General features: G+C 71.2%; 13 protein-coding genes. 5 read left to right on the top strand and 8 right to left on the bottom strand.

Annotated elements, in window-relative coordinates:
* A partial coding sequence (locus ACI2LP_RS25670) for a SpoIIE family protein phosphatase (protein ID WP_404726854.1) occupies positions 1-1575 on the top strand: 1575 nt, incomplete at its 5' end.
* A gap of 123 nt (positions 1576-1698) precedes the next feature.
* Here the strand turns inward: ACI2LP_RS25670 and ACI2LP_RS25665 are convergent.
* Together ACI2LP_RS25665 and ACI2LP_RS25660 are read right to left on the bottom strand one after the other, a co-directional pair.
* Complete coding sequence (locus ACI2LP_RS25665; protein ID WP_404726853.1) at positions 1699-2514, bottom strand: hypothetical protein; 816 nt, start codon at positions 2512-2514, stop codon at positions 1699-1701.
* Positions 2511-3350, bottom strand: a complete 840-nt coding sequence (locus tag ACI2LP_RS25660; RefSeq protein WP_404726852.1) for a VWA domain-containing protein — start codon at positions 3348-3350, stop codon at positions 2511-2513. Before ACI2LP_RS25660 ends, ACI2LP_RS25665 begins: the two co-directional genes overlap by 4 nt.
* Before the next feature lie 323 nt (positions 3351-3673).
* Between ACI2LP_RS25660 and ACI2LP_RS25655 the strand changes: the two genes are divergently transcribed.
* The 3 genes from ACI2LP_RS25655 to ACI2LP_RS25645 all read left to right on the top strand — a co-directional run bounded on the left by ACI2LP_RS25655 (position 3674) and on the right by ACI2LP_RS25645 (position 7565).
* Entirely contained in the window at positions 3674-5176 is a 1503-nt protein-coding gene (locus ACI2LP_RS25655; RefSeq protein ID WP_404726851.1) for an FUSC family protein, read from the top strand.
* A 129-nt stretch (positions 5177-5305) separates the two neighbouring features.
* Positions 5306-6445, top strand: coding sequence for a nitric oxide synthase oxygenase (locus tag ACI2LP_RS25650; RefSeq protein ID WP_404726850.1), 1140 nt, complete (start codon positions 5306-5308; stop codon positions 6443-6445).
* A gap of 70 nt (positions 6446-6515) precedes the next feature.
* Positions 6516-7565 carry a lactonase family protein gene (locus tag ACI2LP_RS25645; protein ID WP_404726849.1) on the top strand — a complete coding sequence of 350 codons (1050 nt, stop codon included), beginning with the start codon at positions 6516-6518 and terminating at the stop codon, positions 7563-7565.
* A gap of 140 nt (positions 7566-7705) precedes the next feature.
* On the opposite strand, the gene ACI2LP_RS25640 is transcribed toward ACI2LP_RS25645, so the two are convergent.
* The 6 genes from ACI2LP_RS25640 to ACI2LP_RS25615 form a co-directional block, all read right to left on the bottom strand.
* The gene (locus ACI2LP_RS25640) at positions 7706-8626 is read right to left on the bottom strand and encodes a sirohydrochlorin chelatase (protein ID WP_404726848.1); all 921 of its coding nucleotides are present in this window, start codon (positions 8624-8626) and stop codon (positions 7706-7708) included.
* Between the two features lie 95 nt (positions 8627-8721).
* On the bottom strand, positions 8722-9723 hold the full coding sequence (locus ACI2LP_RS25635) for an N-acetylglucosamine kinase (RefSeq protein ID WP_404726847.1): 1002 nt from the start codon (positions 9721-9723) through the stop codon (positions 8722-8724).
* A complete protein-coding gene (locus ACI2LP_RS25630) occupies positions 9720-10382 on the bottom strand; it encodes a uracil-DNA glycosylase (protein ID WP_404727014.1) in 663 nt (220 codons plus the stop codon). The genes ACI2LP_RS25635 and ACI2LP_RS25630 overlap by 4 nt, the downstream gene beginning before the upstream one ends.
* A 47-nt stretch (positions 10383-10429) precedes the next feature.
* Positions 10430-11515 carry a WD40/YVTN/BNR-like repeat-containing protein gene (locus ACI2LP_RS25625; protein WP_404726846.1) on the bottom strand — a complete coding sequence of 362 codons (1086 nt, stop codon included), beginning with the start codon at positions 11513-11515 and terminating at the stop codon, positions 10430-10432.
* Positions 11516-11591: 76 nt separating this feature from the next.
* Positions 11592-12347, bottom strand: a complete 756-nt coding sequence (locus tag ACI2LP_RS25620) for an SDR family NAD(P)-dependent oxidoreductase (protein WP_404726845.1) — start codon at positions 12345-12347, stop codon at positions 11592-11594.
* A 135-nt stretch (positions 12348-12482) separates the two neighbouring features.
* Positions 12483-13991, bottom strand: coding sequence for an aminotransferase class I/II-fold pyridoxal phosphate-dependent enzyme (locus tag ACI2LP_RS25615; protein WP_404726844.1), 1509 nt, complete (start codon positions 13989-13991; stop codon positions 12483-12485).
* Between the two features lie 86 nt (positions 13992-14077).
* Between ACI2LP_RS25615 and ACI2LP_RS25610 the strand changes: the two genes are divergently transcribed.
* Entirely contained in the window at positions 14078-15013 is a 936-nt protein-coding gene (locus ACI2LP_RS25610) for a LysR family transcriptional regulator (RefSeq protein WP_404726843.1), read from the top strand.
* The last annotated feature ends 59 nt before the right edge of the window (positions 15014-15072 follow it).

The raw sequence follows: 15072 nt of genomic DNA, 5'->3' as shown, positions 1-15072 counted from the left end.
CCGGTTGAGATCAGTCTCAGTCCCCTGGAGACTGCCGACGGTCTGCTCGTCTCCGCGGCCGTACGTGACGTCAGCGACCGCAAAGCCGCCGAGGAACGCATCAACGAACTCGCGGCGCTCGTTGAATCCTCCCAGGACGCGATCCTCGCCAATACCCTGGACGGCCGCATTACGTACTGGAATGCCGCAGCCCAGCGACTGTACGGCTACACGGCCGCGCAAGTCATCGGGCAGCATGTGAGCATGCTCGCCCCCGCCGACCGCCGGGAGGAAGTCACCGAGCTCCTGGACCGCCTTTGGCGGGGGGAGAGGGTCGAGCACTTCGAAACCCTGCGGGCCACCCGCACGGGTCAAATGCTGGACGTCGACGTCACTCTGTGGCCGACCCGCGCCCCCGACGGCTCGGTCATCGGTGCTTGCGCCATCGTGCGGGACATCAGCGACCGCAAGCGGGCCGAGGCCGAACTCACGGCCCTCTACGAGCAACAGCGACACATCGCACTCACCCTGCAGCGCAGCCTTATGGGTACCCCGCCGAACATCCCCGGTCTCTCCGCTGCCAGTCGCTACTTGCCGGCCACCCAGGGCGCCGGTGTGGGCGGCGACTGGTTCGACCTCATCCCGCTGGGAGCAGGCCGGGTCGGAGTCCTCATCGGGGACGTCATGGGCCGCGGCCTGGAGGCAGCTGCTGTGATGGGCCAATTGCGCTCAGCTGCGCACGCCCTGGCCAAAACCGGCATGCAGCCCCGTCAGCTCATGCAGGCCCTGGACGCAGTCGTCACCGACCTGGACGTTCCCGACCAGCTGGTCACCTGCTGCTATCTGGTCATCGACCCGGATGCCGGGGAGGTGACCATCTGCTCGGCCGGGCACCTGCCGACCCTCGCCGCCGTGCCGGGCGAGGTTCGCACGATTCCCGCGCCCGTAAACGCGCCGCTCGGGGTCGGCGACATCCTCCACCAGCAGACCCGTACAGCCATACCGCCCGGCGCGACCCTCGTCCTCTACACGGACGGGCTGATCGAAACCCCTGGCAGCGACATCGAGCACCAGCTCGCGAAACTCATCACCACCCTCGACGACTTCTTCTCCACGACACCGAGCCTCGAAGCGGCCGCCGACCACGTGCTTGCCACCCTGCTGCCTGATGCCGATGGTCACAATGATGACGTCACCCTGCTCCTGACCCAGTTCCCGGACGCACCACTGGCCACGACCACCATCGATCTGACCGCCGCCCCCTCATCCGTGCCCGAGGGGCGCGCCTTCATCAGCAAGGTCCTCACGACCTGGGAGTGTGCCGAGACGATCGACGACGCAGGGCTTCTGCTTTCCGAAGTACTGACCAATGCAATCCAGCATGCGCAGGGGCCGATCGGCCTGCACTTGCGCCGGACCGTCTCCGAACTCGCGGTGGAGATCAGCGACAACAGCCCTCACTTGCCCCAGCCCCGGCTTGCGGCCGATGACGAGGAGTCCGGACGCGGACTCATCCTGGTCGATACCCTCGCCGACAGTTGGGGCGTGCGGCCCACCGACGAGGGAAAGACCACCTGGTTCACCCTCAAGTTGTAAAGCACATCGGGCGCCGCGGCGAGGTTGGCAGCAAGTGACACCGCATCGCGCTCACCGCTGGTGGTCGCTCACGACTTCGGCGGGGCCGGCGCCTTGCGGGAGCGTCTGCTGCACGGCGCCCTGCTATCGCGCGACCCCGTCCGCCGCGTGGGACGCGGTGGAGACCGCCCTGCACCGGATCAGCGACACATCGTCCGAAGTCATCATCCGCTGCTCCCTCAGATCTCTTACTCTGGCGTCGAATTCGGTCTCGTCCGCGCCCTCGAGGAAGGTCCAGACCCCGCTGCACTCGCCCGCCGACCGCAGAGCCCACTCCGCGAGCGCGTCCGTGGCCAGCAGCAGGGTGTCGTCCGGGCCGCAGACACCCGAGGTGAGGCGGAGCACCCGCTCGAGCGAGCCGAGCAGTTCGGCCCTGGTCGGCACCAGCGCGGGATGCGTGTCGAACTGCTCGGCCCGGTCCAGGGGAAAGACCTCGACCGGCCATCCGTCACGGAGATGGAACAGACACGAATCCCCGACGGCGAAGGCGCGGTACTCCAGAAACGGCGTGGCGCCCGGCCGGTCCGAGCTCAGGTCATGGGTTTCCACGCCCAGGAATGTCGCGGCCGACCCGCGGGCCAGCGCATCGCGTACATAGACCGGCACATCGGTGGCCGACGCGGTCTGCTCGGCCCAGCGTCGCCGGATCTGTGCCAGCCAGCCGTCGAGGACGCGCGTCTCGTTCTCGCCCGACCGGTCGAGTTCGGTGACGAGAAACTCCTGGGCGAGCACGGTGGCCCACCGTCCCGAGGCGAAGGCCCGGGAGGCACCGTCGCAGACCGCCGCCCGGTGGGCATTCCAGGCGTGCGCGTCCTCGCACTCGCTGGCCCGCCCCTTGGGGACGACAAGGGCCTCGCACCTCAGCACGGTTCGGGTCGGCGGCGGACCCAGCTCGTTCAATGCTCGCCGATCAGGGACGTGGTGCTGGTGCCGATGCGCAGGAAGTCCATCAAGGACGCGGCACCCGCGTTGAACACGAAGCCGCGTGCACCGGGGCGGATCCGGTCGCTGTACCCCGAGGCCTGCACGAGCGTGCCGGGCAGTGCGCTGGACATCTCGAAAAGTAACGCCGCCTGCGGTACTCCGGGAGGCGGCTCGAGGGGGAACGGGATCGATTCCCCCTTCGCCTCCGACAGATGGAGGTTGAACAGCAGCGCGGCGCCGTCAGCGGTGCCCAGCCGGGTGATCCGCCGGGCTTCGCTGCGGGGATCTCCGTCCGTGGCCTCGCCGTCCGTGATGTTGAGAACGATCGGCGGGAAGGATGACCGGTGCTGCTTCACCCAGCCGCGCAGGACCTTGTGGGCCATGCCGAGAGCGGCGCACATCGGTGTCATCCCGGAGTTGAGCGGTGCTATCCACTCCGGTGCCGTGGCCCGCTCCTCCACCACGGTCCCGTCCGGCCGGCGCAGCGTATGAGAGTGCTCGACCAGTCGGCCGGTGCCCGCGTACTGGTGCACCGGAAGGAGAGCGCGACGGCGCGAGGTGCCGGGCAGCAGAGGGCGGACCCCCGTCCCGGAATAGCCGATCACCCCGACGTCGAAGTAGTGACGGGGCAGCTCCTGGAAGTCCTTCGTGCACTCCAGAACGATGGCGTACAACAGCTCGTTGATCATGGAGGCCAGCGCGGAGGCCTTCGGCGCCGGGCTGCCGGATATCGGGGCCCCCATCGAGTAGGACTGGTCCAGAAGGAAGAGAAAGCAGCCCGGGTTGCGCCGACTGATCTCCTGTTCGTACACGAGAACTTCCCCCCAAGTGCCCTGTTCTGCCGTGGCTGTCCAGCTTCGCGTTATCCGCCCCGGCGGACAAGGGGCCCGAACCCCGGAGGAAAGGGCATCGCCGAAGGGGTTTGCAGGGAGGGCTCCGCCGCACCGGCATGGTCCGTTGGCGTCCTTCTGGCCAACTATGATCATGGTCTGCTGTACCAATGGCCCACCAGATCGAGCATCACTTGTGCCACTGAGGCCGAAGATGCTGTCATGTAGCCGTCGATGGCGCTGCGGATTCCGCGGCGCCTTTTTCATGCCGAGACGAAGAGGGGCGGGAAGCAGTGCTGAGGAGGATGTTCGTCGCTCCCGATCCCGGGCGTGCGCGACTGCGCGTCTCGACGCGCGCCGTGCTCGGCACCGGCCTCGCGGTCGCCGCGGCCGAACTGGCCGGGCTCTCCCTCATCGCATCCATCACCGGCGGGCTCGCGGCCCTGCTCGCGCTCTTCACGGTCGGCGACCCGACGGTGCGACGCCAGGCAGTCACCACGGCTGTGCTGCCCGCCGTCGGCTTCCCCGTGCTCGCGCTGGCGACCACGCTGCACGGACAGCCGCTGCTGCGCGCCGCCGCCTGGCTCGCCGTGGTCTTCTGCGGCGTCTACGCCAGGCGCTGGGGCCCACGCGGACACGCGCTGGGGATCTTCGCGTTCATGATGTTCTTCATCACCCAGTTCCTGCATGCGGTCCCCGCCCAGCTGCCGGAGCTGTACGGCGCGGTGGCGCTGGCCGTCGCCGCCACCTCCGTGGTCCGCTTCGGGCTGTGGCCCGTCGAACGGCGTACGCCGCCGCCCGCCGCGCCCGTCCCACTGCCCGGCCGCGGACTCGCCCGCCCCACCACCCGCCAGGCCTTTCAGGCGACCTTCGCCTGCGCCATCGCGCTCGCCGCCGGGCAGCTGATCTCGCCGGACCGCTGGTACTGGGCCGTCGGCACCGCCTGGTGGATCTTCGTCAACACCGCCTCGCGAGGCGAGACCCTGGTCCGCGGCTTCCGCCGGGTCGTGGGCACGGTCACCGGCATCGCGGCGGGCCTGCTGATCGCCATCCCGATCGCGGGCGCGCCCGTGCCCACCGCCGCCCTGGTCGCGGTCTGCGTCTTCGGCATCTTCTACACCGCCGCGCCCTCGTACAGCTGGATGATCTTCTTCGTCACCGTCATGGCGGGACTGCTGTACGGACTTCTCGGCGTCCTCCACCCGGGTCTGCTGCTGCTCCGGTTCCAGGAGACGGCGGTCGGCGCGCTCGGTGCCGCTCTCGGCGTCGCGCTGATTCTGCCCGTCACCACCCACGCGGCCACCGACGCCTGGATCCGGCGCGCACTGCACTGCGTGCACGGCTGCACCACCGCGGCGGCGCGCCGTCTCGCCGGGGACGAGCAGGCCGATCCGGCACCGCTCGCCGCCGAACTGGACCTGCTGCTCGGCCGGGTGCGGATGTCGGTCGCGCCGCTGGTCCACCCGCTCAGCCCGCTGCGGGCCCGCAAGGCGCGCGCCCGCCGGGTGATCGTGCTGCTCGACGACTGCGCACGCGAGGTGCGCGGCCTCGCCGCCGTGGCCGCCGACCCGGCCGCCTCGCACGACGCCCGGCTGGCCGCCGCCTGTCAGCGTGTCGAAGCCGCCGTGCACGCCCTGGTGCCGCCCGCGACCCGGCAGAGCGGGACTCATCTCGGCTCCGTAGCGGCGCCGCAGCATCACCCTGGTGCCGAGGCGGCACTCGGTCACCTTCAGGCGCTGGAGCAGGCGCTCGCGGAGCTCGACGCGCCCCTGCGTACCTCCCCGCGAGCTCCCCTCGTGCCCGCCTGACCTGGGCATAGACATATCGCCTGTGAATGAGGCAATTTCCTCCGGCACACACAGGGTGGATCAGCCTGTTCAAGGGGTAACCACAGCGGCATCCACGTAGGTCCATCCAGGAGCCCGGGGGTGCGCGCCATGCAGAACTCTGTGTTCGGATCCGAACTGCGCCAGGAGGCCGAGGACTTCATCAGGCTCTTCCACCGGGAGGAGGCGCCAGGAGATCCGACGGCCAGGATCGCCGCCGTACGCGCGGAGATCGACGAGACCGGCACCTACCGCCACACCCGAGCCGAACTCGACTACGGGGCGCGCGTCGCCTGGCGCAACAGCAACCGCTGCATAGGCCGGCTCTACTGGCGCTCCCTGCGCATACGCGACCGCAGACACATCGACGACGCCGACTCCGTGGCACGCGAGTCCGCCCAGCATCTGCGGGAGGCCACCAACGGCGGTCGGATCCGCCCGCTGATCACCGTGTTCGCCCCCGACGCGCCCTACCGGCCCGGGCCGCGGATCTGGAACGAGCAGCTCGTACGGTACGCCTGCTACGGCTCGGCGCGGGGCGCGGCGGTCGGCGACCCGCGCAACGCCGGACTCACCGGCTTCGCCCTCGGCCTCGGCTGGCCGGGCGGCCCCGGCACGCCCTTCGATCTGCTGCCCCTCGTCATCGAGGACGGCGACCGCAAGCCGCGCTACTACGAGCTGCCGCGCGACACCGTGCTCGAAGTGGAGCTGCACCACCCGGAGGAGAGCTGGTTCGCGGATCTGGGCCTGCGCTGGAACGCCGTACCCGCCATCGCCAACATGTGCCTGGAGATCGGCGGGGTCTGCTACCCGGCCGCACCGTTCAACGGCTGGTACATGGGCACCGAGATCGGCGCGCGCAACCTCGGCGACTGCGACCGCTACGACCTGCTGCCGCTCATCGCCGACCGTCTTGGCCTCGACACCGGCGACGACCGCTCGCTCTGGAAGGACCGTGCGCTCGTCGAGGTGAACCGCGCCGTGCTGCACTCCTTCGACCGCGCGGGCGTCACGGTCGCCGACCACCACTCCGAATCGCGCCGCTTCCTCACCCATCTGGACCGCGAGGAGAGCCGGGGCCGCGCCGTGGGCGCCGACTGGTCGTGGATCGTGCCGCCGATCTCGGGCTCCGCGACACCCGTCTTCCACCGGACGTACGACCCCACCCAGTGGCGGCCCGCCTATGTCCACCACCCCGAGGCGCAGGCGCGCGCTCGCGGCGAAGGGAGAGCACAGACCGAGTTGGTCTAGACCGACTGCTACCGTCGGCCGGACAGCACGCGATCAGTGGGCGCAGACGTGGGCGGAGAGGGGAAACGCAGTGGGTGACAAGGGTGGCGGGCGGGCGTTCATCGGGTCGTTCACCTCGGCAGGGGGCCGCGGGATCATCGCAGCGGACGTGGACGGCCGGACCGGCGCGTTGACGGAGACGGGCTTCAGTGACGCCGTCGCGGATCCCTCGTACCTCGCCCTCGCGACCGGGTCCGGTGGCCCCGTCCTCTATGCCGTCTCCGAGACGGCTCAGGGGGCGGTGGCCGCCTTCGACATCAGCGGTCCCGCGCCGAAGCCGATCGGCACCACGGTCCCGGTGTGCGGCGACGCACCCACCCATCTCGCGCTTGTCGGGGGCCACTTGGTGACCGCCAACTACGGCTCCGGCAGTGTCAGCGTGCTCCCCGTCGGGGCCGCCGGGGAGCCGCGCGCCACCAGCGGCGTACTGCAGCACGAGGGCGCGGGCCCGCACCCGGACCGGCAGCGCGGCCCGCACGCGCACCAGGTGCTGCCCGATCCGAGCGGGCGCTGGGTGCTCGGCATCGACCTCGGCACCGACTCCGTACGCATCTGCGCACTGGATCCGCGGGCGGGCGAGCTGACTCAGCACCGCGAGACCGCGCTGCGCCCCGGGACCGGACCGCGCCACCTCGCCTTCCACCCCGCGGGCAGCCACGTTTATGTGCTGAACGAGCTGGAGGCGACCCTCACCGTCTGCCGCTGGGACGCGGACGCCGGGGAACTCCAACCGCTCGGCGAGACGCCAGTGGTGGCGGACGGCGTTTCGGGGCCGGTCCACCCGTCCGAGGTGGTCGTCTCGCACGACGGCCGGTACCTCTGGGCGGCCAACCGCGGCCACGACAGCATCGCCGTCCTCACGCTCGACACGACGCGCGAGAAGGCGGAGCTGGTCACCACGGTGCCGTGCGGCGGGCGCTGGCCGCGCGATCTGGCCCTGGACCCGACGGGGCGCAGGCTGTACACGGCCAATGAGCGCTCCGGGGATGTCACCTGGTTCGACATCGACCCGCACAGCGGCATTCCGCGCCGGGCGGGCTCCCTGTCCGCCCCCGCGGCCTCCTGCGTGATCTTCGCCTGACCGCGGGGCCGGGCCCTGCACCGTGAGGGTCCGCACCGCCGTGCAAGCGCGCGGGCCCGCACCGATGCACGGCGCGGACCCTTCGTCTACGCAGGGCGGAACCTCAGTGAGGCCTTCGGTGCGACGGCCTCGGGGTGGTTCTAGAGGGAGGGCGAGCCCTGCGGCTGCGGGCTGATGCCCAGCGTCGTCGTGTACTGCGAAAGCACCAGCTTGCCGATCGCCGGGTACGCGCCGAGCGCCTCGGCGGCCGCGCAGCCGGCCTCCTTCGCGGCGGCGTCCAGCAGACCCTCGGGCAGCTCGGGGCCGACCAGATACGGGGCCAGGGCGAGGTTCACCGAGCCGGAGCCGCGCAGCTGCTCGGCTGTCGCGCCGACCGCGCCCTCCTGGTCGAGCGCGGCGGCCATCACCGGCACCGCGAGGCGCGCGGCCAGCAGCATGCCGGTGATCCCGGCGGCCTGGACGGCTTCGTCGCCGCCGACCGTGGCCAGGATGATGCCGTCGGCGGCGGTGGCCACGGTGAACAGCCGGGCGCGGTCGGCGCGCGCCAGACCGGCCTCGGAGAGGCGCACATGCAGGGCCTCGGCGAGCAGCGGATGCGGACCGAGGACGTCCGTCAGCTCGGCCGCCGCGCGGCTGTCCATGACGGCCTGGCGGATGCGCCGCATCAGCGCGTTGTCCGGTCCGGCGAGGAGCGGTACCACCACGGCGGCGGGCCCCTCGGGCGCGGCCACTTCACGGCCGGCGGCCCTCGCGATCTCGTACCGCTCGGTGCGCCGGGCGGCGGTATGTGCGAGGACGCTTTCGAGCGTGGGGTACTCGGCGTCGTCTCCGTCGAGGTAGCCGATGCCCACCTCGAGGCCGGGCAGCTCGGAACGAGCGATGCTTATGACCTCTTCGGCCAGGCTGCGCGTGGCGGGCGCGGGAGCGCCGGGAACGGCGAGCACGAGCGCGGGCGCGCCCTCAGGAGCGGCCACGGGTTCCGGGCGGCGGTGCCGCCCGGACTGGCGGGGTCGCGGCATTCGTACAGGCAGGCCGGGTGCGGGCCCAGTGGGGGAGCTCATGGCGCCGCATGCTACTGGTTTTGGGGTCACTGCTGTTCGGGGAGGGGGCACTCAAGTGTCATCTGTCCATATTTATCCGATGAATGTTGTACGTCTCAACCGTCCAGCTCTGTCGGCACATGCAGCAGCGTCGGATGCAGCGGCAATCGCAGTGAATCGGTGGCGAGCGCGGCCGCGATGGACAGCGCGCCGCTGAGCGGATCGCCGGCCGCGGAAACCCGCCGTGCGTACGGCAGTTGCCGGGCCAGCTCTGCCCTCAGCGGTACCAGCAGCGGGTCACCCAACTTCAACAGCCCACCGGTGAGCGCGACGTGACATTCCTCCGGTGCACCCATGGCGGGCGGGCAGACCGCCGCGGCCGCCTCCGCGATATGCCGGGCGGCCGCGGCGAGGATGCCCGCGGAAACCTCGTCACCCTCCGCCGCACACCGGCCGACCTCCGGCGCGAAGGAGGCGAGCACCGCCGGCCGGTCGGAGCGCGGGTAGAGCAGGCCCGGCATCTCCTCGGCCGGACCCAGCACCGACGTCATCCGGGCCAGCAGCGTCGGCGAGCCTCCCCGTCGCCCGTCGTGGGCGCGCAGCGCGGCCTCGAGACCGGCCCGGCCGATCCACGCGCCGCCGCCGCTGTCGCCCAGCAGATGGCCCCAGCCGTCGGCCCGGTGCCACTGCGACAGATCCGTGCCCGTCGCGATCATTCCGGTGCCTGCCGCCACCACGGCCCCCGGGCGCTGGCCGAGCGCCCCGGCATACGCGGTGATCGCGTCGGCGGCCAGCGCCAGACGTCGTACATCCAGCGACTCGGCCAGTGCCCCGGGCAGTTCGGCGCGCAGCCTGCCGCCGAGCGTGGCCATTCCGGCGGCGCCGATCGCGACCGCGGACAAGGTGCCGCCGCCGGCCCTCTCCAGCAGACCGCGCGCCATCGGCAGCAGCTGGTCCAGCAGATGCTGTGCGTCGATGCCGCCGCTGCCGGTGCGCACCGGCTCGCGCGACTCTGCGGTCCCGACCTGCTCCCGGGAGGACGCGTGGGCGAGTGCCGTACGCAGCCCGGAGCCGCCGGAGTCCACCCCGAGCACCCAGCTCCCGCGGCCGTGGGTCACGGAAGCTGCCAGTCGACCGGCTGCGCCCCCTGGCGTTCGAGGAGTTCGTTGGTCCGGCTGAACGGGCGGGAGCCGAAGAAGCCGCGGTCCGCGGACATGGGCGACGGATGCGAGGACTCGATCGCCGGAAGGTCGCCGAGCAGCGGGCGCAGATTGCGGGCATCACGTCCCCACAGCACGGACACCAGCGGTTTGCCGCGGGCGGCAAGGGCCCGGATGGCCTGCTCGGTCACCTCCTCCCAGCCCTTGCCGCGGTGCGCGGCGGGCTTGCGGGGTGCGGTGGTGAGCGCCCTGTTGAGCAGCAGCACACCCTGCTTCGTCCAGGGCGTGAGGTCCCCGTTGGAGGGGCGGGGGTGCCCCAGGTCCGCGTGCATCTCGCGGAAGATGTTGTCCAGGCTGCCCGGTACCGGCCGCACCTCGGGGGCCACCGAGAAGCTCAGCCCCACCGCATGCCCGGGTGTGGGGTACGGATCCTGACCGACGATCAGGACGCGCACCTGATCGAAGGGCTGCTGGAAGGCCCGCAGCACATTCGGCCCGGAGGGCAGATAGGTGCGTCCCGCCGCGATTTCCGTGCGCAGGAAGTCGCCCATCGCGGCGATGCGTTCGGCCACCGGCGCGAGGGCGTCGGCCCACCCCGGTTCGACGATTTCTTTCAACGGTCGTGCCACGGAGCGTCACTCTACTGGTGCGGCGACCACGCCCCTCAACCCATGGCCGCAGCCCGTACACAGAGGACGTCGGGCAGATGCGAGGCGAGGAGTTGCCAGCTGTCCCCGTCGTCCGCGCTCGCGTAGACCTCGCCGTTGCGATTGCCGAAGTAGACCCCGGCCGGATCGGCGTCGTCCGTGCGCAGTGCGTCCCGCAGCACCGTGCCGAAGTGGTCACCCTCGGGCAGCCCGGCCGACAGCGCCTCCCAGCTGCCGCCCGCGTCGTTCGTACGGTAGACGCGACAGCGGCGTCCGGCAGGCACCCGGTCGCTGTCCGCCGTGATCGGGAAGACATAAGCCGTATCGGGACGGTGCGGATGGGCGGCCACCGCGAAGCCGAAGTCCGAGGGCAGGCCCGCGCCGATGTCGGTCCACTTGGCTCCCGCGTCGTCGCTTCGGTACACACCCCAGTGGTTCTGCAGATACAGCCGGTCCAGATCGCCCGCGTCCTGCGCGATCTTGTGGACGCACTGGCCGAACTCCGGGTTGGGGTCGGGCAGGAAGACGGCCGAAACCCCTTGGTTGGACGGCGCCCAGCTCGCACCGCCGTCCTTGGAGCGGAACACCCCGGCCGCCGACACCGCGACCGTCACCGCCTGCGGGTCCCGGTGGTCGGTCACCACCGTGTGCACCGCCTCACCGCCGCCGCCGGGCACCCACTTCGTACGGCTCGGATGCTCCCACAGCGGCCGTACGAGATCGAAGGTCTCCCCGCCGTCGTCCGAGCGGAACAGCGCGGCCGGCTCCGTGCCCGCGTACACCACGTCCGGCGCGGCGGGGCCGGCCGGATGCAGCTGCCAGACCCGCTCCACGGACGCCCCCGTGTCCTTGGGGAACTTCACGGCCGGTTTCGGTGGCTCGACCCAGGTCCTGCCCAGGTCGTCGGAGTGGAACACCGAAGGACCCCAGTGCTCGCTGTCGCCGCCGACCAGTAGCCGGGGCACGGCACGGCGTGCATCGATCCCGATCGAGTACACGGCCTGGGCATTGAAGTGGGGGCCGTCGAACTCCCATGTGCCGCCGCGCCGGTGGCCGATGAAGAGCCCTTTTCGAGTGCCTACGGTCAGAAGTACGTCGGTCATTGCCTTGTGCCTCCATGACGCCTTTGTCGCGGATTGCTTCGGTTATGGGGCAAGTCTGCACCCGCCCACTGACAGCTCAGTCGACGACGGAACCGCCGGTGATGTTGATCGCGGTGGCCGTCATCGAGCGGGCCATGTCGCTGGCGGCGAAGACGGCCGCATTCCCCACGTCGGCGAGCGATGCCGCCCTCCCCAGCAGGGTCTTCCCCGCGATCTCCTCGGTGATCGCGTCGGCCCAGTCGAAACCGGTGGGGATCGTCTCCGGCACCCCGCCGGTCTGGAGCGCGAGGACACGGATGCCGTGCGGGCCGAGCTCGGCGGCCAGATTCCGGCGGAGGGACTCCAGGGCCCCGAAGGCCACCTGGAGGCCGCCCATGAAGTGGTTGCGCGGTGGGTCGCCGTAGCCGCCGAAGGCGAGGATCACCCCGGACTTCTGCCGGATCATGTGCCGTGCCGCGGCCCTGGAGGTGAGAAACACGGTACGTACGGCGTTGTGCACCGGCTGTTCGAAGTCCGCGAGGGCCATCTCGGCGAGCGGCGTCCCCTGGACGTCCCCGTACGAGATCAGGTTGAACGAGATGTCGAGGCTGCCGGCCCGTTCGACCACGGCGTCGGCGTGCCGGTCGACCGCCGCTTCGTCGAGCGCGTCGACCTGATCGGTCTCGGCCGCGCCCCCCGCGGCGCGGATGGCCTCGGCCACCTCCTCCAGGCTCTTGCGGGTGCGTCCTGCGAGGTGGACGCGGGCACCCTCACGGGCGAAGGCACGGCCGACCGCACCGCCGATCGCACCTCCGCCTCCGTAAATGACGGCGTTCTTGTTCTCGAGCAGCACGATGCGCCTCCTCGGTACGGACCACTCAGTGCAGACCGGCCGCGGCCCCGGAACTCATCGGTGCCGCTGCTACCAGTTCACCGGAGGTGTCCGCCGCCCGCGTGCACCTGGGCGGGATCTCGTACAACCCGGGTCTCAGCGGTGTGCGGGGGTGTCGACCACGCGGAAGGTGGCGAGACCGGGGTCCGCCGCGCCCCGTACGTATCCGCTCGGTGCGGCGACGGTGCGATGGAAGAAGTCGACGAGCTCGGGGGTGATGACCTCGCCGGGCAGCACATTGGGGATGCCGGGCGGATAGGCGGAGAGCGTGTCGGCACTGATGCGGCCGACTGCCCGGTCGGCGGGAACGGCCCGGCTGGGGGCGAGGAAGGCCTCCCGGGTGGTCATGCGGACCGGGCCCGGTTCGGGCAGTCGCAGTCGCGGGGGCTCCGCGGACGGAGCGAGGAGATCCGGAAGGGCGTGCAGCGCCTGTACGAAACGGGCGGTGTCCGGGGACGAGCCCGCCCCGACCACGGCCACGACTGCCGCGTCCGTCGCCACCTCCACCAGGATCTGGTGGTCCTTCATGAGCTGCCAGCGCGCCTCGTGGCCACGGATCCCGCCGGTCCGGGTGTTGATCGCGACACGCAGCGGATCGGCGGCGGCGATGTCGGCGAAACGCCCGAAGTCGTCGCTCACCACCGAGAACCGGCCCGCCGCGCGCACCGCGGCGCGCATGACGTCGGCCGCCTCGACGGACGCGGCGATCGCGTCGGCCGAGTTGGCGAGAGTCTGCCGCGCGGTGTCCAGGGAGGCGAGGAGCAGGGAGCTGGCGCTGGTCGACTGGGTCAGGTGGAACACTCGGTCGACGAGCGGTTCCAGCACATCCGCGAACGGGCCGTCGGCGAGGTGCAGCATCGCGGACTGCGTGAGACTGCCGCCGAGCTTGTGCGTACTGGAGACGACGATGTCCGCCCCCTGCGCCAGGGCGTTGGCCGGCAGGTCCGGATGGAAGCCGAAGTGGGCTCCCCATGCCTCGTCGACGATGAGCGGTACGCCCGCGCGGTGCGACACCTCCGCCAGGGCCCGCACATCGGCCACTGCCCCGAAGTAGCTGGGCGTCACGACATATGCGGCGGCCGCCTCCGGGTGGGCGGCGAGCGCGCCGGCGAGATCGTCGGCGGTGATGCCGTGGGCGATGCCGAGCGACGGGTCGACGGACGGCTGGACGAAGGCGGCCCGCTGGCCCGAGAGGACGAGTCCGTCGATGACGCTCGAGTGCACGCTCCGCTGGACGACCAGGGTCTCGCCGAGGGCACGCGAGACCAGGGTGGCCATGCGATTGCCCTGCGAGGCTCCATTGGTGAGGAACCAGGTGCGCCGGGCGCCCCAGGCCTGAGCGGCCAGGACGAGCGCGCGGTCCAGGGGGCTGCCGGGACCGAGGTCGATTCCGTCGAGCAGCGGAGGGACGTCGAGCGCCAGTGGCGCGGATCCCACCAACTCGGCGAGCGCGCCGAAGCGATGGGGTGCCGCACTGTGTCCGGGGACGTTCAGCCGCAGCCAGTCGGTCTCGGAGTGCGCCCTGAGGGCCTCGGCATACGGGGCGATGAGCTGTGGCTCGGCCGAGGGTCGGACGTTGGCCGGAGGGGCGGTGCTCGTGGTCATGTACGAGACATTGGCAGCGCGCTGGACGTAGAAGAACCCTGCAGTTATCTGTAGATGTACAGAGAACTTCTACAGCTGGATGCACAGTGTTCGATCTTCGCCATCTCCAGGTGCTGCGGGCCATCGCCCGCGAGGGCTCGCTCGCGGCGGCCGCGCGATCCCTGCACCACAGCCACCCGACCATCGCGCACCACCTGACGACTCTTGAGGCGCACTTCGGCGCGCGGCTGGTCCACCGGGGGCCGCGCGGCACCGCGCTCACCGAGGTCGGTGAGGCCCTGCTGCCGCATGCCGAAGCCATCCTGGAACGGATGCTGCTCGCCGAGCGGGAGACGCGCGACGTCGTGGCGCACGGCTCGTGCGCCCTGCGCGTCGGTACGTTCCCCACGGCGGGCGCTCTGCTGCTGCCGCCCGCGGTCAGAACGCTGCACGAGGCCGGGGTGCAGGTCTCGCTCACCGAGGGGGAGCTGCCCGAGCTGCTGCGCGGGCTGCGTTCGCGCCAGCTGGATCTGTCGCTCGTCTTCTCGCAGCCGGGTGACCGCCTCGATCTGGAGGAGGAGTTCACGGTCCACCCGTTGCTCGAGGACCCGCTGCTCCTGGTGCTGCCGGTCGATCATCCGCAGGCCGCCCTGGAGCGCGTCCCGCTCGACGCCCTGCGTACGGACAAGTGGATCATGGGTACGACGGACTGGGACCCCTGCGACCGTGCGCTGTCGTGGGCGTGCGCGCAGCACGGCTTCGAGCCCGTGCACGGGATGCGGACCGACGACTATGCCGTGATGCAGGGGTTTGTCGCCGCCGGGATCGGCGTGGCGCTGGCACCGAGGCTGGGGCTGAACAATCCGCGTACCGACATCGCGGTCCGCCCGGTCGCGGGGCCGCCGCTGGTCCGGCAGATCGGCGTTGCGATGCTGCACGCGACAGCGGCGCGCAGCGCCGGGCAACTGCTCGCGGCACTGCGCGCCGAGTCGGTACGTATTCGGTCGCGCTGGTCGGGTCGCGCGGGTGAGGTCCATGCGTGAGGCTCACGCACGGCCCCGTGCGGGAGGTGTGTCAGGCCCCGTGCGCGAGCCCCTTGCGT

It is taken from the genome of Streptomyces sp. NPDC019890, from assembly GCF_044903445.1.
GTDB lineage: Bacteria > Actinomycetota > Actinomycetes > Streptomycetales > Streptomycetaceae > Streptomyces.
This window is presented reverse-complemented; position numbering and strand designations above follow the sequence as displayed.

Bases quoted from the DNA above. Each gene is read 5' to 3' on its own strand.
- ACI2LP_RS25615 (WP_404726844.1), bottom strand. From the start codon at position 13,991: ATGACCACGAGCACCGCCCCTCCGGCCAACGTCCGACCCTCGGCCGAG.
- ACI2LP_RS25650 (WP_404726850.1), top strand. From the start codon at position 5,306: ATGCAGAACTCTGTGTTCGGATCCGAACTGCGCCAGGAGGCCGAGGAC.
- ACI2LP_RS25640 (WP_404726848.1), bottom strand. From the start codon at position 8,626: ATGAGCTCCCCCACTGGGCCCGCACCCGGCCTGCCTGTACGAATGCCG.
- ACI2LP_RS25655 (WP_404726851.1), top strand. From the start codon at position 3,674: ATGTTCGTCGCTCCCGATCCCGGGCGTGCGCGACTGCGCGTCTCGACG.
- ACI2LP_RS25625 (WP_404726846.1), bottom strand. From the start codon at position 11,515: ATGACCGACGTACTTCTGACCGTAGGCACTCGAAAAGGGCTCTTCATC.